Origin of the sequence: Mucilaginibacter sp. P25, from assembly GCF_050859465.1 — a bacterium.
GTDB lineage: Bacteria > Bacteroidota > Bacteroidia > Sphingobacteriales > Sphingobacteriaceae > Mucilaginibacter > Mucilaginibacter gossypii.
In genome coordinates this window covers 6710416-6727172 of record NZ_CP193937.1, presented here as the reverse complement: position 1 = coordinate 6727172, position 16757 = coordinate 6710416, and the positions used below count along the sequence as shown (strand labels likewise).

Below are 16757 nucleotides of genomic sequence, written 5' to 3'. Positions count from 1 at the left end.
AATCAACTGAAAAGGTCACCCTGTTCCGCCATGCGAGGCGGATAGTAAGTCCTGACTATACTTTCAACAACAATAGTTTCAGGCTGTGGTATACCTGTGACAGGTTCAAGATCATCCGGCCAGGCATTGAACTCCAGTTCTTCAGCGACATCCAGGTAAGTAGTATTCAGAGGTGCGAGCTCGGGAAATTCTCTTGGCGTCGCTTCATTCGCCGTACGGTAGTTCGGATCGATCGTACAAAATTCCATCAAGCGGGAGGGAATCTGGGTTCTGGCGATGGTACCCAAGCGATCTTTCTCCGGATTTCCTAATAACCATTCATAAGCCAGGTCTTCCGTTAGAATGGTGGGCATTCGTAATTTGGAATTGTGAATTTGTCGCATAAGCGCGTTTGCCTGGGTAATTCCTATGGCCACGGTATTTACAAACTGACTTGTTTCAGGATCTAACCATTCATTATAAAGTCCGGGCATATAAAAATATTCCTGGCCTTTCAGCCCAATATGATATGGATACTTGATGGTTTCTTTTAATTGCTGGCCTTTCTTACCGATCTTTGGAACGTGACGGCTTTCGACAATGCCGGTAGAAAGCACCAGGCAGCGCCGGTTTTTCGCTGCGTCGGCCCACATGGACCGTTTTCCGGATTCATTTATGAACAGATTCTCTGACTTGAAGTTTAAGGTGGTAAATTTTGCCCGGAATAAATTAGCCTCTGCTCTTGTTTTAACAAATCCCGGTACATAGCCCCATTCAGCCTGCACGATCTCAAAATCCTTGCCGTCTTCAGTAGCGACAAGAATGGCACAGGGCGCGTAGTTGAAACCGTTGTGAACACCTGTAGTAAGAAAATTATATCTTCTTACCTCTTTTTCCAGGTTCTTCAGTCGAATAAACTCGGAACGGGTGACTTTTTGGCCGTTGTAGTAACACATATTTCTTTTTTCTTATTTCTGATATAAGCAGCAACAAGCTTGCCGACCTGTTCTGCCATTTCCTGGCGACCTTCCGGCACTGATGTCCAGAACTTTTTATCATCAGCGTCGTAAGCAACGGTTATGATCAACGGCTTAATGCCTCGTTCTGCAAAGTCAATATGAAATACCCTGCCGTTTTTGAAGCTATGCTCTGCCACGTTCGCTGCTGAACCTAAATAGGTGATTTCAAATTCCTGTATTGCCGCCATGTTAAAATTACTCATTAACGCGAAAAAAAACAACAATGCTAAATTAATTAGTATTATTGTATATTCAAAGTATTGTAGCGAAATTAATGTTGATGTCGTAATTAAAGTTAGCTATTCTATCTTTTTGAACTGTTTATAATGGAAATGAAACCTGCCCCTGAAACAAACATTACAGCAAAACCCCGTTGCCCAAGCTGTGGCACATCACTTGTTTATGAAGTAAAATTAGGTTGGTTTCACAGGCTGATCAACAGAATTTTCCCTGTCCGCAAATTTTTTTGTGTAAGCTGCATGTCTGGTAAATATATCTGGGGCTGATAATTCGAAAAATATTCGCGACTATTTAATTAAAAGCTGCTCAATTCGGCATCAATCTGTTCTCCTATTGCGTGGATGTCATCCCTGGTCAGATCAGATTGACCAATGACAATATAAATTCCTTCGACTGTTTTACAGATTTTTCCTAAAACGGTGCTATCCCGCTCCTGTTTAAAACAGGGACCGTTATGTCCGGAACATTCTATTTCGCTCGCTTCTATATCGCATTGTTGCGACCCTAACTGGCAATTAATCATAATCGGATCCATAATTAATCGTGACTTGCTTCAACCTTTGATATGATTTTAGCGAACAGCTCATCGCCTAAAGGTTTACCCTCGGTCTGCTGCCAATCTTCGAGATGTTCGATAACCGCAATAAATATCCCATCCTTTTCAATCCCAAAATGTCCTTCGTTGTCTGTGATCCGGAAATGGCTCGTTACCCCATTTATTGTTTCCGTGAACGTAATGGAACCAAACGGTTCATTTTCTCTGATGAAGTTAACGATCTGTTCCTGTTCTTCTATGCTGAACATGTCGCCTGTAAACTCCCAAATCTGGTTGTCATCCAGGTTGAAGGCGACTTCTCCAAGTTCCTCTCCGGTCATATCAGTTTCCAGTATACGGTAAACACCTGAAAAGAAACGGGCTTCGGGCAGGCTAATAAAGATGGGTTCCAGCGTGACGTTAATCCGGGTGCCGTCATCCTTGGATAAAGTAAGCGATGAAATTTCGATCATAACAGCGTTTTAAAATGTAAAGGTTTGAGCATCCAAAATGTTTCACTACAGCCATTTGCCGTTCAAGCCGGCATCGACAGGAGATTATGATAATACATCTTAAACAATGATGCCGATCCGGTTCAGAATATCCATATTTGTCTGCGATAACATTCAAAACGCCATTTGAGCTGCTTATGCATTTTGGAAGAAACGAAACAGATATATCAAATTTTGATTATCATTTGCCGGTTGATGCTCCCATGACTAAATCTATCCTGCGAGGCAGCCAGCCAGCAAATGGGTTTCAAGCATATATAGGTGCTCCAAAGTGGGGATATAAAAGCTGGATTGGTAAATTATTTCCGACGGGAACCAAGGAAGTGAACTTCTTAGGCAAATATGCCAGCCATTTTAACTCAGTTGAGTTCAATGCGACATTTTATCAGATCCATTCTCCGGAACGGATTTTTGCCTGGAAACAATTGGTGCAAGATGTTCCAAGTTTTAAATTCTGCCCGAAATTTCCGCAAGCCATCTCTCATATAAGAAGGTTGCGAAATGTGGAAACCCAGACCAATGAATTTTATACCAGCATATCAGTTCTTGGTACGCACCTCGGGCCATTATTCCTGCAATTGCCGGATAACTTTTCACCCAAAGGTTTACACGACCTAAAGGCTTACTTGATGACTTTACCGACAGAGGTCCCGGTATTTGTAGAAGCACGGCACAAGAATTGGTTTGCCGATAAAGCGGAACGCGACGCGCTGTTTAATTGCCTCAGAGAATTAAACATCGGTGCAGTAATCTCAGATACTTCCGGCCGAAGAGATTGTCTTCATATGGAATTGACTATACCACACGCCTTTATCCGCTTTGTCGATTCCGGGAATGAGCAAACGGACTTGCTGAGGTTGGGAGAGTGGGTAAAACGACTCAAGGAGTGGAAAGAGCATGGCCTGCAATCGCTATACTTTTTTATCCATGCCGGGGACACCCCATCGTTATCATTGTATAACTATTTTATAGCTAAACTTAATCAGAAACTTGATTTAAATATTCAGATCCCCGGAGAAACACTTAATTAATCCATCATGGAAGACCAAAATCCGGTATTTAGTTTTGAAATGGAATATGCAGGCGATATCGTAATTTGTAAGATTATTATGCAGGCGCAATCCTATGATATACTGTTTGATAATCGGTTTATGACCTCGATAGCCCATACCGGAGAATGGACATGGATCCAGGAGTCCGGTGTCATACTTCCGGATTCCATAATTGATGAAATCGGTTGCCGGATAGAAAGTGAATACAGATAACCTAAAAATTAAAAAGATGCCAGAAATTCCAGACCTTAATATATTCAGCGGTAACCTTGCTAAGAGATTAGTCGGCAAATCATTAGCCGCAGTTAATATTCTTATCACAAGGCAACTCAAAGTCCCGGAGAATACAATACAAGCGGCACTGGAAGGCCAAGCTTTAATGTCGATTACCAGGATTGGCAAAGAATTACATTTCTTGTTTCAAAACGGACATGTGTTGGGCGTTCACTTGATGCTCCATGGTACCATGTACTGGTATGAAGGCAAGAACGAAAACCGGTTTACTATTGCAGAATTGTTATTTGCTGATGGCACGGGCCTCGCGATTACCGATTGGCAAAAAGCTGTTATTTTAACACTAGATCCGGCACCGTCTTCCGTACCAGATGCCATGAATATGCAGGCAGGCTACCTGTTGAACGCATTGAAAAAACTTAATAAGCCGATTAAGACCGTATTAACTGCCGGGAAGGTCGTTCAGGGTATCGGAAATGCCTATGTGGATGAAATTCTTTATGCCGCTAAAATATCACCGCTATCTATAGCAAACAAGATTCCTGAAGCCAACGTTGAAATCCTGGTCGAGGCGATCAGCGCTGTATTAATGGATGCGGAAAATCATATCCGTCAGCATTTTCCGGATACGATCACAGAAAAGGAAAGGGATTTTCTGCAAGTACACCGTCCCAAACAATCCATTACGCTTCGCGGTGAGCCGATCCTCAAAGTAGAAATAGATAAGCGAAAAACCTATTATACCGAAGACCAGCAACTGTTCGAATAAGTTATATTTTCCACATTAGGTTGCCTGCATATTTTCTATAGGCAGCTTTTTTGGAAGGTTTTTTAAATTTATGATGCAGAATGGAGACCCGGAACCTGCGATGTTTCAGCGCAGGGAAACAACGGTGTAGAATGGACTGGCTGGATCCAATGCCGAAACCTAGAATGATAGCAGAACTGGCGGAGAAAGGGATCTCTGCCGAGCTCGCTACCTGCGATTCACCGCAATGGAAGCATACCGAAATGTATAACCGTGCTTTGGCGTTTAAACGCGAATTGCATTATGAGTTTACACAATGGAAATCAAAGGATGATGTTGAGGATCCCGATGTTCACGGTTATCTCTTTACCCATGGAGATGGCGCAATTGTTGGTGCCTGTGCCTTTCGAAACCGCACCTGCAACCCTGGTGAGATCCGGTGGGGGCTGCAATGGATTTGGATTTGCCCCCGCGAACGTCGCAATGGCTACCTTGCCCGGCGCTGGAAGGCCTTCCGCGAGAAGTTTAGTAGCTTTATCGTCGAGGCCCCGGTTTCGGAGGAAATGAAGGCCTTTCTTCGTAAACATGGCGATGATGACCTGATGCGCTATGACCAATAACCCCCGTATATTTGCAGGACATAGAAATGGAACATCCATAAGATCATCATAGCTAATTCGTTAACTTTAACGCCCAATCAAGTTTTTGTCAATCGCTAAGGACGGATGTCCAAGAGCACTGTAATCTATATATTCGCCGTCATAACCGAGGCTTTTAAGCAAAACGCGGTTGAAAAGTGATTCATAGGCATGCGTCAAAATGATATAGCGGCGAACCTCGTCATCGCTACTCCCCAGGGCACCATGCGTCATTGCATTACGGGCCTGCAAAGCTTGCCGCTCCAGATCTTTGTTTCCAAAAGCGAATCCGAGGTGCTGGAAAAATAGTACGAGTTTTTCTCCCACTCCGATGTTGAAAGGGTTCTCCATCTTATCAATCACCCGTTTGCCATAATCAAACACCTTCAACTTCATTTTTATAGCACTCAACTCTTCCGTTACCAAATTCCGGTAATGCTTTTTTCCTCCTTATTATATTCACGGTTCAGGCCATTGGATTTAACGTAGGACTCTGCGAGGGTCTCGAGGCCACTTGATAACACGGGAAGGTTCGTGCCAATTGGCAATTCCCTTGCAATCCAGCTTTTCCAAAGTACATCCGTCAGATGATAGGCCTCACGTTTCTCAAGGTAAGCTGGCAGTAACTGATTTATTAAAATTTCTATTTTGCCCCAATCCTCATAGTAACCGATACTGACCGGAGGCCGCGACTGAGAACTGCACCTCGAAATAACATTGTCCCCCCAGGGACTATAGGCATTTTTCTTGATGACGATGTCCGAATCATCCAGGTGTGACTCCCCTATTTTTAATAGTTGACTTCCTATCAGAAAACCTACGAGTTCTGAAATGGCTTTGCGTTCTTCTTCAACTGGTATCGGCGCATCTTTGCGTCTATACTCAATCTGTATGCCCTTGCTCCATTCCGGCAGATAGGACTTGTCAACCTCCTGTACGAATATGTAGTGAGTAAGGGTGTTAATCAGCAGGTAGTCATTACTGATCCCGCCGAGCTGACGGCAGGTTTGAACCGGCTCGTTTATCTCTTCATCTACACCTGACCTTACTTTAGCAATTTTGGTTACCTCTTTTCGTTCCGTGCCGCGTGGCCAGTGTAAATGAGTCTGTCCGCATAAATAGAACTCGAGCAGTTTCTCCGTCCTGTCTTCGGCATAATCGGGACCTGTAAATTCAATACCCGTTAGCCTTACAGCCGCCTCAAATGAATAAGATGTCCCGGGTTTTGCGATCAATCCGCGGATCTGATGTGCACCCAGAACTACTCCGGTGAGTAACACTTCTTCCCTCGACGTTTTCCTTGCCTGGACCCTTTCAGTTTCCATGAATTCGCCTGGGACGGGCTCGTTTTCGCCACCACCCTTATATGCTATGGAAGCCCTGTCGAAAATTTGACCGCTGAGCCGTCCCGTTAGTTTATAACTATCATTACGGGTAATGGTCAGCTGGCAATCCGGCGGTAACTCATAAATACCGTCAAGGCATTTCAGGCCGGAAACAGTAAGCGGCCATTCGAAGTTTTCCCATTCAAGGACGGCCATAGGATCTAAATTTTTATTTTTCATATTCGAATAGGATTACCATTTGATATCTGGGAAATCATTAAACTCAAGGTCGGTTACAGCACAGTTGCTGCTTGCTGCAGTGCGTTCAAATGACGCGATCAACTCTTTATAATGATCGGACCAAGTATTAAAATAGCTGCCGATCATTTTGGGTATTCGCCGGAAGCGTGTTTTGCCGGGTTTGGCTGAAATGAACTCGATGTGAATGGCCTGATAAATAATGAATGCGTATGGAGTACCTACGGCGATACCATTCGTAATGTATGGGGCAATCTCCGTTGCACCTGCCGGATCATATTGATGTAACGCCCGCTCAACCACATATTCAAGCAGGTATATACATGCCTGATAAAGACGACCGGTTTGGATATACCCGGCATGATGTCGCATCGTAGCTATGAAAATCAAAATATCTGTCCAGACTAACTGGAAACCGTAATAATGCAGAAGATGTTCTTCCCCGGGAACCGCATTTCTTCGGTAAGCTGTTGCCCCTGGTAGGCCTTGCGGATTTCGTACGCAAAGTTCATCAGCAACTGGTTTTGACCCTTTTGCGTGGGGATATCGGCGTTAATGGAGACTGCGATCCCGTGGACTACTTCATAGAGACTTTTAAGGTCTCCGTAATCGCCGAAAATAGAAACACCTGTGCCGTTTTTTGTTGGGTAAGCCTGTAGCATATAATGATAATTTTAAAGGTTAAATGTTTTAAAGTTCTTGCTTTGGTTGTGTTTCTTTTAGGCAAGCTTGCAGCAACGGTATTGGAATAATTAGTCCTGTAAAGCAGTAAGGAATTATATGGGATAATGCACTCAGCGATCCCTCATCATCTTATTCTGTTAATCGTGGGGGAGCCAGTCACTAACCATCAGAGTCAGGGTTTTTACTAAACGCTCCCAGAAATCGAATATCAATTCCGGTAAGAGTTCGTTCAGCTTGACTTCGTCGTCAAAAAAACGTTTTCTGTTCTTAACCGTCTTGATAATGCCGTTTTCAAAATCAGGCAGGAAGATGAATTTTTCGATAATATGGTTCTCTCTGAATTCGAGGAACACTTTAGGGATATTCTCGAAAGAACCGTTGTGAACAATTTCGTTACGCAAAGTTTGGATCAGCCGCAAGTTGTCAGTGTCTTCGAATAAAGTACCCTTTTCTCCATGAAGTTTCAGCCTTTTTGAATCGCCATAGAGGATTTTGGAGGACTTTAATTTCGGATAGCTGCTGAAGTCGGTTTGCAGGTTTTCCAATTCGAAACAAATTTTACTAATGAAGTCAAGCTGGCTGTAAAGCGTAATAAAAAGGTGATTGGTAAAACTGAAGATACTGGTAACCATCAGGCCGGAAGCTATCATCGTCATGTCCGGTTCAAATGGTTCAGGGCTGAGCATAAAACTATTTCTGTTCAGTTCACGGTAGAATTCACCCATCAGGTGTTTTGCCTGCTGTACTGCATTTTGCATGGAGCCGATCAGTGAAACCAGGTCATGATAATACAAAAGCTGATTTTCGGCCTCATCTGTTTCTCTGATCAGTTTATCGAATTCATCCCTAGAAATTTTAATGTCGGAATCTATACCGCCATAAGTAATCCAGGACGGTGTGAATGGAATTTGGTCATGATATTCTTTTAAGCTACCGAAGATCTTTTCGGCCGCCATTTCCCGCAGATGAAAAGCGAGTGTTTCAATATCGTTGGTCAGGTCATTTCCGGACAAAACAAAAGAATGTCCGTTCCAGCACATCCAAAATATTCCCTCCGGCACTGTCGCCGCCGGGATTCCGTTTTTTATAAAACATAGCAGCCATAAATCAGATGGTCCTTTTCAATATTTCCACCGTGCTCATAAAACACAGGTCTGCCTTCGTCCGATCAATTGCGTCGCCTAACTCTTTTCCCGGGTGTACGTAATTGCGGTAGATCCTTGAAAGGTTAGTCAAGTGACCAAAATCCTTTCCAAATGCTTTAATTTGTTCAACATACGTGATTAACTCGATAAGTACACAGGAATAGAGTGGCTTATTTTTGGTTTTGCTTCCTTCTGTTACAGCGATTGTCGCGACGCCTGCCTTGTCACAGTAAAATATCAATGCCAATTCAACAAGCGAACCGGCGAGGACTATCGTCGTTTTTTGATGACCCATCAGGTAATTGAAAAACAATTCGTTGATGTCGCGCTGGAAGATCAGCCGGAACTTATCCCCAAGTAATTCCGTACGGTTGATAAGGTCAAAGTAGCCTTTGTTTTCCAGACCATCAGCCGTGATCTGCATGAAGCCTCCGAGCCATGGCTGAGGGATTTTTAGCTTTTGCAGATTCTTGAGGGCCTCTTCCAGATAGGGGTTGATACTATAAATCACAACTCTGTACTCGTCCCGCTCCCCCGTATCAGTCAGATACTGTTTCCTGAGCCATTGATCCAGCAAAGAGTTTGCCATATCCTTGGTCAGACTAAGCAATCTCTGGAAATTTTGTTTCGGAACCGGCAATTTCCAGTCATTAAAATTTGCTTCTTTTTTAGCTCGATCAATAAAGAGCGCAAGTTTGTCAAGCACAAAGTCGTTCTCCGTTTTCAGCAGGCTGACCGCGCCCATAAACTCCCGCTGCAACGCTTTTTCTTTTACTGCCTTTTGTTCGGCTGCTGCCAGTTTTTTCTCGAAATCAGGATGTTTTGGTTGAGATTGGTGTGCTTTGGATCAATGGCCAGTCCCCTTTCATATAATGCAATTGCACCGGCATAGTCACCTTTGTCGTCGAGAATATTGCCCAGGTTATTTAGCACCGAAGTGTTATCGCCGCATTGCTCCAGGTAATAGCTGTAGTACTCTTCGGATTTGAGATTGTTATTAAGTTCCGCATAACTGTGGGCGACTCTGAACAAGCCGTCGTGTTCGGCAAGTTGCTTTTTGTTGAAATACTGGGAAAGACTGATGAGTTTTTCATAGCCGCTTGGACTGAAAAACGGATCAAATATGTCATGAACATAGGGTGCCAACGATTCTGCCAACGCCGGCTTTTCGTCAAAATCAGCTTTCAGAAACTGATAAAACCGATCTTTGTCGGTTTTCGTTTTAAACTCGTAAGACAGCAGGTTCAGCACCGAATCAGCATATAAATCCGCTACAAACGGATAATGGTAGAGAGGAAGAGATTTTAGGGCATTTCTCATTGCTTTGTATTGCTCATTATAATCGGAATTGAGCCCTGCAATGCAAGATTGTAACAGCCATATTTTTCCATTCAGAATAGCCGAACTACGATTCGGCTTAAGTTTGCTTAAAGCTTCCTGCACTTCATCAAGGTTGTCTGCTCCGATATCATCGACAACATGCTCGATCAAAAAAACTGGTCCGCCGACTATCCGGCCATCAACTTGGAATAATTCTTTGGTTAAGTTCAGGTTTTGGATAAAGTCGTAAAGTTTATCCTTTTGATCGCTCAACATATAAGTTGTTATCAGACCAAATACACCGAACAGGATATCCTGGTCGGCGCTTTGCTCCGCACAAATTTGTAGGTAATAGGCTTCTGCGCCGTCGTAATCTCCGAAGGCTTCAGCGATCCGGCCTAAATAATATTTGATAGGAAAATAATTTCCTCTTCCGGAAAGGTCGGATAAAGCCTTTTCAAAATACAGCAATGCCTGTTCAAATTCTTGAAGCTTAAAATAATAACATCCAAGTCTGTAAGATAAGGAAAGCGATTGTATACCGTTTTGTTCTGCCCGTTCGAGGGCAGAAAGCTGTAGTTGAAATAATTCATGCTGGCCGTAATGCTCCGAAAGCAGTAAATAGAATTCTGGCCTTTCGGGAAATGCTTTGATACCCTTTTCCATCAAATCTATTCTTTCCTGGCCTTTCGCTTCGTATTTAAATTGCAGCAGGGCTTCCGCGGGATAACTGCGGCAGTCAACTGCCAGCCGGAAATATTCTTTCGATTTTTCCGAATCATAAATATAAGCTGCATTACCAATTTCCGGCCAGCCGGAGGTGCCGTAAATAACACCAATCCAGTAATAAGCATCTCCGCAGATTTTCTCATCCACATCCTTTTTTACAGTTTCAAGGAATTGTTCTACAGATTCCTGGAAGCGTTGAACTTCCATCAAGATATGGCCCAAGAGATAATGGCACCGGACTTTATCCGGAAACTCATCGATTAGCTTCCTGCAAATGGCCTCGCCCTGATCGAAATTCTGTCCTTTATAATATTCCAACGCCTGCTTAAATTCGGTCTGATAATCTTTCGCAGCGTCGTTTTGTATCTCTTCCATAAAATTTGCCTTATGAGTTTATTTTCCTAAATTAATAATACGAAATAATAACCTAACTGCGCAGTGTATCTGCGCAGTGAAAAAAATTTATTTTTATAGAAAACCATATAGTCTCAACCGGATCAAAATCGTAAAAATCATTGCTATGTTCGACCTGAATTACCTCAACCAGCTCATCGCTTATGCGATAGAAGAGAATCATGAATTGGAATACAAAGCTGCCCCGTCGCTTTCAAAAGAGGACAGAAAAGTTACGGAAATCACTAAGGATGTTACCTCCTTCGCGAATTCAAATGGGGGCATTATCATTTATGGATTAACAGAGAATAAGGCCGAACGGAATAAACCTGGAGAGATCGATCCGGTTAACCGAAAGCTCTTAACAAAGGAATGGCTCGAACAGATACTCAATTCCAGAATCAGGCCGCGCATCCACGGTTTGAAAATCCATGTCATTTCAGTTAACGGCGACAGCGATCAGGTTGTGTTCATTCTTGAGATCCCGAAAGGAGAAACGGCACACCAGGCAGATGACAAGAAATATTATAGGCGACATAATTTCATGGCTGAGCCCATGTATGATCACGAAATAAGGGACATCATGAACCGCCAGAAGGGCCCTCAAATAGTTTTAACTTTTGATATCAGTAAGACTATCAACTATAAAAAAAGTGCTGATTTCGAAGCAAAGCGAGATGATAAGCAGCCTTATCTTTATCAGTTGAACATCTACGCCGGTAATATCGGCAAAGTATATGCAAAGTACGTGAACCTAATATTGACTATTCCCCAGCGTTGCACCTCGATTGAAAATTATGATAAGTTTAATGATCAAACCGTAGAAGTAAAAGCAGATAATAAGGTCAGAGACGAAGTTTCTCCCGACGCAGACAGGTATTATCCAGGCCCGATCGCCAAGCCAAAGCAATTCGGACCGGCACGTTATGAGCCCATTTTACCGGGCCTACGGATGTTGCTTAAGTCGATCCCCGTTCATGAGTTCGCACGGGATTTCGGTAATGAAATGAGCTGGACGATTTATGCAGATAACGCGGAGCCAAACACCGATAGTGTCGACATGAGCGAAATAGAAATCTTATACCCTTAGGTGCTCCTTACATCAATTCATAATGGAATTCCAACTCCGGTGATAGAGATATCTTTAGTCAATTTTTTTAATTACTTTTTTTGGAATTTTTGATGGATTTCAATTCCCGACTTCAGGCGAATTGGTTAGGATCATGTCAATGATTTACTTAAATTGCTTAATGCTCAATTATAAAATGGATACGCTCATTCATTTAATTCAAACCATATTTTATCCGTTTTGGTACTTTCTTGTGTTGGGCATAATTCATGAACTTGCCAAGTTGACAACCATATTTTTTGTGGCTGGCGGTCGTTTAAAATCTTTTCATGTAATCGAGAAGTACTGGATTTACCTGTTAGTCACCTTGTTTTGCCTAATTATCGGTATTGTTGTCGGTTATGGGGATCTTACCGTATTTTGTCGATGGTTCATCTGTGCTCAGTTAGCAGCGTTGCTGGGCATTCATAATGGGTACGACAAGGCTTTGGGCATGGGTGACCTGGATTTAAAAGAAATTGAAGATGATATAGATGACGATGACGAATAGTTTGTAACTCCTCCATTGTTCAGCGTTTCGAGGCAAATATTCTTCGATGTGTGAAATTTGATTCTTTAATTTATGTTTGTGTCTGGTCAAATCACGGAAAAAGTTAATGAGCTTACAAAGTCTATTTAATGCAATAAGAAGAGAAGACACCGCGCTTTGGGTAGGCGCTGGCTTTTCTTTGTATGCAGGCTATCCTGGCGGTGGTAAACTGCAGGACATTTTATTCAAATCATTAAATACTGAAGAGCAGTCTCAGCTACCGGCTAACTCCTCGTTAAAACAAACTTCCGCAGCTTTGGTTACGTTTCGCGGTGGTTCGAGAAATGAACTTAATCAAATCTTATTCGATGTATTCGATAAGCAACCGGAAGCAACCCATTTGCATGATTTGCTAAGTAAAATTCCGCATTTCCATGAAATCATAACTACTAATTATGATGCTTTGATTGAAAATAGCTATACGCGGCGGGCGCATGTTATCCGTAGTGCGAAGGATGTTCCATACATTAAATTGAACAAGCCGGCTATTTTCAAGCCGCACGGGGATCTTCAAAATCTGGATAGCATCATAATTACAGAAAACGACTATTCCGGATTTTACAATCTTGATAAAAATGATCCGTTTTGGACGGCGATAAGAGACATCATTGCTAAAAAGAACCAGCTTTTCCTGGCCTACGGTTTTGAAGATGAGAATATCTGGTCGTGGTTTGACCTAATAGACAACGCTGTAGGCACTCATCGGAAAGAGCGTTTTTTAGTTGCGCCAAATTGGAAACCATTACAAATAAAAAAGCTGGAATCCAGGCACATTGAATATTTTGATATGACCGCTGACCAGTTCCTTGCAGACCTGAATGAGCATTTAAAAAAACATATTGCCACAGACCTTGAGAATCGAATCGTCTCCCACGACACGTTCAACACATATATTAGTTTTCATGACCTCGATTCAAAAGTTGCCATAGTCAGCGGCAAACCTAAAATTATGTCACTGAACAAGCAGGGACAGGCGCCGACGCTCAATACGATCAATTTCGGCGTGAATGATAAGAAAACATTCACTCAAATAGAAAAACTGGCTAATGGGTTTGGCAGATCTGTGAAAATCGGAGCTGCCAACATTAGTTTTCTCGAACACCTTGTCGAAGGGTTCACATTACCATTAAGCAAAGAATCGATATCCGAATTTCATATCATTAAGCTGTCGAAAACTCATAAATGTAGTATTGAAATACCGGAAGAAGATTTGGTGCTTGAAGATGTTAAATTCAAAATTACTCCCCTGAGTCAAAATAAATATTCGGTTGAAGGCGGTGTATATGGCTTCAGGATAAAAGCTAATCTTAATTTTAAAGACGAAGGTATTGTTATCGATATTAACTTTTCGCATCCTCCATTATTACCCTCACTTCATAAATGTTTACAGTTCCAAAGGGTTGTTGCAGCCTATATTTTGGGAAAAAAGACATTATTAAACTGGGATGGTAAAGTTAGGGACATCAGGCCGCTCGATGTTAAAATGGAAGCTGCCTCGAATTTGGATTTGCTTCGGTTCTTTGAGGATTTGCGAATCATTGAAAAGTGCTTTCAGGTACGCTTCGAAGGTGCATCAACCGGATTCACAGAACAAAATTTTCACCTGGCCTCAGAGCTTGCCAGTTTAATTACTAATGGATACATCCAACTTGATTTTCCGGATGGAATCGAATTTACCAGAACTGACGGTGTCAAGTTAATCCAAATGGATCATTTACCTGATAGTGGTTCAGTGTTGATTGTAACCGGTTTGGATGAAACTGTGAATATTTTAGGTATTGGCGTCGAATTAGGCCGGCCGGGGATTCAAATAAATGATATTGAAAAACCGGAGTATAATGCGGACAGAACCGAAGTTCATATCAAAAGTAAAAAAATCAATATTGGCAACGGTTCAGTGCAATTTTTCCGTTTCAACAGGAAGACGGGGAAGATGAAGAGTTCAATAATGGTTAAATTAAAGCAGTCAAATCAATAGTCTGGATTAGCATATTTCAAAACAGAACTTGGTGGATAAATGATTCATTATCGGCATATCTGAAACTGTCGTGATCGATTCTAATTACAAAATAGATCCGCTATTATTCTGGAAGTGCTGCACCTTCAGTTCAAACATTTGCGCGATCCTTGCTGCCCGCCACTTCGCCTCATCAGCTTTTTCTCCAGAAAAAGTTCGTCAATAGTTTGCGTAAATAAATTTACCCAGCAGTTGAAATGTGGAGGACCTACCGGTAATGTCGCGTGCGGGGGAAAGGACGACCGCTGTAGGTGTGCTCACCAAGTAACGTTGTCTGCCAGAATGAATACATTTTTTCGAGATGCTCTGACCACTTATCCCCAATCCGTTCATTAAAAATTGGACCGAGCAAATCGTCTTGCCTAATTTTCGTATAGAACGAATCAACCATTAATTTCACATCAAGCATATTGATAAGTGATTTCTCCTTTCCCATTATGCAAGTTACACCTAATGCGTTTAGTACCACAATGAATGTGTCAGATACGCGTCAATTCAAATTTCTATGAGCGAAGCTGATAGGTATGGGGCTAACACGATTTCTCGTTCTAATTAGCCTGGTTCCAGCTTTTGATGGATTTTATGATCTTTTCCATTTCGGTTCTTAATCCGTTCGTCTCTAAATCCTCCACCGAAAATTCTTCAGAAATTTGATTGGAATACATGTTTTTCCTGGCATTGTAATTAATTCGCGCACTGGTATCTCCTGACTTTACGATGTCGCCAAATAATGGAAGCGAAATGTCAATTTTCTTTCCATTGTAAACTTTTAATTTCGTCAACCACTTCCTTACGGCTTCGGCACTGATATAATTTTCAATTTCCTTCTCACTTGTAATCCAACATTTATCGGCACCGATCTCTTCCTGAATTCGTTCTTTCGTTGCATTTATTTCATCTTTACCATTTAATCTATCACTGTCAATCACAACGATCGCATTCCTGTTTATCTTCAATAGTGGGATGATATTATTTGTCGTCCCCTCAAGATCTTCAGTTAGAAAACTGGCAAATGTAACATTAGCGAGATTTCTGCCGCCATAGAACATGATTGAAAAATGAAGTCCTTCTTTCAATCCTTCGTCCAAAAGACTTATCCATTTAAGTAAATAATTGCGGTCACTTGGCCCTTCAACCCAAATAATACCATTTGCCTGGATCAGATCGCTGGCCTTGTAACCCATATCATCAAGTAATTTATATGCAGACTTACTATTTTCTATTTTCGTAATACTGCTTTTATTCTGATCGTGCTCAATGTGATAAATGGAGACATTCTCCGAGTAATTTAGAAAAGTGTTAGAATGACTTGTGATAAAATAGGTATTGTCTGTCTCTTTCAAAATAAAATCGAAAAACTTCCGCTGCAATTCGGGATGCAAGTGGGTTTCAGGCTCTTCAATACAAACGATTTTATCTTCATTCGCCAGCAAAGCTCCGCAGAGTAAAATAATTTGGTAAACTCCTGATCCGTAACTATCAAGGGGAAGCCTTTTTCCGTGCATTTTAATTAGGATAGATTGCTTATCATGGGAGATTTCCAGTACTAAATCATTGCTGTTAAGCAACGATTTTACCAAACGTTCCAATTTATCGAAGTTTTCTCGTTGATAATCATCGCCCGGATTTGGATGCTGCATTTGGTGTAGTTCCTTGATTATATTTTTCCCATTGATTTTAGAGTTTCCGTAATTATGGGAATCCGATGGATTTATAATTCGCAAATCAGGAATGTAAATGAGATCTTTCAGTATTTTAATGCGCGCCGAAAATTCATTGTCGATCCGTTCTGCAATATCATTCAGAATCTTTTCTTTAACAAATGTTCCGCTTCCATCTGTGAATGCCATCAATCGCTTTACATCCAGTTGCCGGAGCTCTTCCGGAAGCATATCGGCGCGATATCTTTCTTTCGCGAAAGGGAGCCAAACCTCGAATGGATCAGGTAGGACGTCTTTCAGGTTAATTCTTGGTATAAGGGTATTATTAAGAACTTGTGGGAAATTCAAATCTGCGTGGCTAAAACTGAATGATACGGCCATTGCATCGCCAACTACATAGCTGTCAACATAACTTGGGGTGCTCAGTTTATGAATGTCATTTGCGTTTGCCGCGAGGTGTCTTAAAAAACGTATCAGGTTTGATTTTCCACTATTGTTCTTTCCAACTAAAATGTTAATCTTAGAAAGCTTGGGCAGAAATACGCCCTCTAAATCAAAACTTCTGTAGTTTCTAACTCCAATATTTGTAAGCATCAATGTGTGCAGGTTT

The 16757-nt window shown here is 41.9% G+C and carries 19 protein-coding genes; 7 read left to right on the top strand and 12 right to left on the bottom strand.

Annotated features, from left to right (window positions below; all coding sequences use genetic code 11):
* Nucleotides 1-2 precede the first annotated feature (2 nt).
* The 3 genes from ACRQ5D_RS33905 to ACRQ5D_RS33895 all read right to left on the bottom strand — a co-directional run bounded on the left by ACRQ5D_RS33905 (nucleotide 3) and on the right by ACRQ5D_RS33895 (nucleotide 2246).
* Complete coding sequence (locus tag ACRQ5D_RS33905; protein ID WP_432328012.1) at nucleotides 3-935, bottom strand: SOS response-associated peptidase; 933 nt, start codon at nucleotides 933-935, stop codon at nucleotides 3-5.
* Nucleotides 884-1201: a hypothetical protein gene (locus ACRQ5D_RS33900; RefSeq protein WP_432328010.1), complete on the bottom strand. Its 318-nt coding sequence runs from the start codon at nucleotides 1199-1201 to the stop codon at nucleotides 884-886. Before ACRQ5D_RS33900 ends, ACRQ5D_RS33905 begins: the two co-directional genes overlap by 52 nt.
* A gap of 574 nt (nucleotides 1202-1775) precedes the next feature.
* Nucleotides 1776-2246 (bottom strand): hypothetical protein, encoded by a 471-nt coding sequence (locus ACRQ5D_RS33895; protein WP_432328009.1) that lies wholly within the window; start codon nucleotides 2244-2246, stop codon nucleotides 1776-1778.
* 176 nt (nucleotides 2247-2422) lie between these two features.
* Here ACRQ5D_RS33895 and ACRQ5D_RS33890 point away from each other — a divergent pair, with 176 nt between their 5' ends.
* The 4 genes from ACRQ5D_RS33890 to ACRQ5D_RS33875 all read left to right on the top strand — a co-directional run bounded on the left by ACRQ5D_RS33890 (nucleotide 2423) and on the right by ACRQ5D_RS33875 (nucleotide 4939).
* A complete protein-coding gene (locus tag ACRQ5D_RS33890) occupies nucleotides 2423-3316 on the top strand; it encodes a DUF72 domain-containing protein (RefSeq protein WP_432328007.1) in 894 nt (297 codons plus the stop codon).
* Between the two features lie 6 nt (nucleotides 3317-3322).
* Nucleotides 3323-3550 (top strand): hypothetical protein, encoded by a 228-nt coding sequence (locus ACRQ5D_RS33885; RefSeq protein ID WP_432328005.1) that lies wholly within the window; start codon nucleotides 3323-3325, stop codon nucleotides 3548-3550.
* Nucleotides 3537-4340, top strand: a complete 804-nt coding sequence (locus tag ACRQ5D_RS33880; protein ID WP_432328004.1) for a DNA-formamidopyrimidine glycosylase family protein — start codon at nucleotides 3537-3539, stop codon at nucleotides 4338-4340. The genes ACRQ5D_RS33885 and ACRQ5D_RS33880 overlap by 14 nt, the downstream gene beginning before the upstream one ends.
* Nucleotides 4341-4489: 149 nt before the next feature.
* The gene (locus tag ACRQ5D_RS33875; protein ID WP_432328002.1) at nucleotides 4490-4939 is read left to right on the top strand and encodes a hypothetical protein; all 450 of its coding nucleotides are present in this window, start codon (nucleotides 4490-4492) and stop codon (nucleotides 4937-4939) included.
* Nucleotides 4940-5005: 66 nt separating this feature from the next.
* Here ACRQ5D_RS33875 and ACRQ5D_RS33870 read toward each other — a convergent pair whose 3' ends face one another.
* The 7 genes from ACRQ5D_RS33870 to ACRQ5D_RS33840 form a co-directional block, all read right to left on the bottom strand.
* A complete protein-coding gene (locus tag ACRQ5D_RS33870; RefSeq protein ID WP_432328001.1) occupies nucleotides 5006-5383 on the bottom strand; it encodes a hypothetical protein in 378 nt (125 codons plus the stop codon).
* Complete coding sequence (locus ACRQ5D_RS33865; RefSeq protein WP_432327999.1) at nucleotides 5377-6522, bottom strand: hypothetical protein; 1146 nt, start codon at nucleotides 6520-6522, stop codon at nucleotides 5377-5379. The genes ACRQ5D_RS33870 and ACRQ5D_RS33865 overlap by 7 nt, the downstream gene beginning before the upstream one ends.
* Before the next feature lie 12 nt (nucleotides 6523-6534).
* Nucleotides 6535-6912 (bottom strand): DUF6904 family protein, encoded by a 378-nt coding sequence (locus ACRQ5D_RS33860; RefSeq protein ID WP_432327996.1) that lies wholly within the window; start codon nucleotides 6910-6912, stop codon nucleotides 6535-6537.
* Nucleotides 6913-6944: 32 nt separating this feature from the next.
* A complete protein-coding gene (locus ACRQ5D_RS33855) occupies nucleotides 6945-7202 on the bottom strand; it encodes a DUF6904 family protein (RefSeq protein WP_432327994.1) in 258 nt (85 codons plus the stop codon).
* A gap of 159 nt (nucleotides 7203-7361) precedes the next feature.
* The gene (locus ACRQ5D_RS33850) at nucleotides 7362-8264 is read right to left on the bottom strand and encodes a hypothetical protein (protein ID WP_432327993.1); all 903 of its coding nucleotides are present in this window, start codon (nucleotides 8262-8264) and stop codon (nucleotides 7362-7364) included.
* Between the two features lie 67 nt (nucleotides 8265-8331).
* Nucleotides 8332-9129: a hypothetical protein gene (locus tag ACRQ5D_RS33845; RefSeq protein ID WP_432327992.1), complete on the bottom strand. Its 798-nt coding sequence runs from the start codon at nucleotides 9127-9129 to the stop codon at nucleotides 8332-8334.
* A gap of 11 nt (nucleotides 9130-9140) precedes the next feature.
* Nucleotides 9141-10793, bottom strand: coding sequence for a tetratricopeptide repeat protein (locus tag ACRQ5D_RS33840; protein WP_432327990.1), 1653 nt, complete (start codon nucleotides 10791-10793; stop codon nucleotides 9141-9143).
* 145 nt (nucleotides 10794-10938) lie between these two features.
* Between ACRQ5D_RS33840 and ACRQ5D_RS33835 the strand changes: the two genes are divergently transcribed.
* From ACRQ5D_RS33835 to ACRQ5D_RS33825, 3 genes are all read left to right on the top strand, one after another.
* Complete coding sequence (locus tag ACRQ5D_RS33835) at nucleotides 10939-11901, top strand: AlbA family DNA-binding domain-containing protein (RefSeq protein ID WP_432327988.1); 963 nt, start codon at nucleotides 10939-10941, stop codon at nucleotides 11899-11901.
* Nucleotides 11902-12076: 175 nt separating this feature from the next.
* Nucleotides 12077-12430 (top strand): hypothetical protein, encoded by a 354-nt coding sequence (locus tag ACRQ5D_RS33830; protein WP_432327987.1) that lies wholly within the window; start codon nucleotides 12077-12079, stop codon nucleotides 12428-12430.
* 106 nt (nucleotides 12431-12536) lie between these two features.
* Nucleotides 12537-14447 (top strand): SIR2 family NAD-dependent protein deacylase, encoded by a 1911-nt coding sequence (locus ACRQ5D_RS33825; RefSeq protein ID WP_432327985.1) that lies wholly within the window; start codon nucleotides 12537-12539, stop codon nucleotides 14445-14447.
* Between the two features lie 247 nt (nucleotides 14448-14694).
* On the opposite strand, the gene ACRQ5D_RS33820 is transcribed toward ACRQ5D_RS33825, so the two are convergent.
* On the bottom strand, nucleotides 14695-14877 hold the full coding sequence (locus tag ACRQ5D_RS33820) for a group III truncated hemoglobin (protein WP_432329955.1): 183 nt from the start codon (nucleotides 14875-14877) through the stop codon (nucleotides 14695-14697).
* Nucleotides 14878-15034: 157 nt separating this feature from the next.
* A complete protein-coding gene (locus ACRQ5D_RS33815) occupies nucleotides 15035-16741 on the bottom strand; it encodes an ATP-dependent nuclease (RefSeq protein WP_432329953.1) in 1707 nt (568 codons plus the stop codon).
* Nucleotides 16742-16757 lie beyond the last annotated feature (16 nt).

Coding starts and splice junctions, on each gene's coding strand:
- ACRQ5D_RS33905 (WP_432328012.1), bottom strand. CDS start 935: ATGTGTTACTACAACGGCCAAAAAGTCACCCGTTCCGAGTTTATTCGA.
- ACRQ5D_RS33900 (WP_432328010.1), bottom strand. CDS start 1,201: ATGAGTAATTTTAACATGGCGGCAATACAGGAATTTGAAATCACCTAT.
- ACRQ5D_RS33895 (WP_432328009.1), bottom strand. CDS start 2,246: ATGATCGAAATTTCATCGCTTACTTTATCCAAGGATGACGGCACCCGG.
- ACRQ5D_RS33890 (WP_432328007.1), top strand. CDS start 2,423: ATGCATTTTGGAAGAAACGAAACAGATATATCAAATTTTGATTATCAT.
- ACRQ5D_RS33885 (WP_432328005.1), top strand. CDS start 3,323: ATGGAAGACCAAAATCCGGTATTTAGTTTTGAAATGGAATATGCAGGC.
- ACRQ5D_RS33875 (WP_432328002.1), top strand. CDS start 4,490: ATGCCGAAACCTAGAATGATAGCAGAACTGGCGGAGAAAGGGATCTCT.
- ACRQ5D_RS33865 (WP_432327999.1), bottom strand. CDS start 6,522: ATGAAAAATAAAAATTTAGATCCTATGGCCGTCCTTGAATGGGAAAAC.
- ACRQ5D_RS33860 (WP_432327996.1), bottom strand. CDS start 6,912: ATGCGACATCATGCCGGGTATATCCAAACCGGTCGTCTTTATCAGGCA.
- ACRQ5D_RS33855 (WP_432327994.1), bottom strand. CDS start 7,202: ATGCTACAGGCTTACCCAACAAAAAACGGCACAGGTGTTTCTATTTTC.
- ACRQ5D_RS33850 (WP_432327993.1), bottom strand. CDS start 8,264: ATGTGCTGGAACGGACATTCTTTTGTTTTGTCCGGAAATGACCTGACC.
- ACRQ5D_RS33840 (WP_432327990.1), bottom strand. CDS start 10,793: ATGGAAGAGATACAAAACGACGCTGCGAAAGATTATCAGACCGAATTT.
- ACRQ5D_RS33835 (WP_432327988.1), top strand. CDS start 10,939: ATGTTCGACCTGAATTACCTCAACCAGCTCATCGCTTATGCGATAGAA.
- ACRQ5D_RS33830 (WP_432327987.1), top strand. CDS start 12,077: ATGGATACGCTCATTCATTTAATTCAAACCATATTTTATCCGTTTTGG.
- ACRQ5D_RS33825 (WP_432327985.1), top strand. CDS start 12,537: ATGAGCTTACAAAGTCTATTTAATGCAATAAGAAGAGAAGACACCGCG.
- ACRQ5D_RS33820 (WP_432329955.1), bottom strand. CDS start 14,877: ATGGTTGATTCGTTCTATACGAAAATTAGGCAAGACGATTTGCTCGGT.
- ACRQ5D_RS33815 (WP_432329953.1), bottom strand. CDS start 16,741: ATGCTTACAAATATTGGAGTTAGAAACTACAGAAGTTTTGATTTAGAG.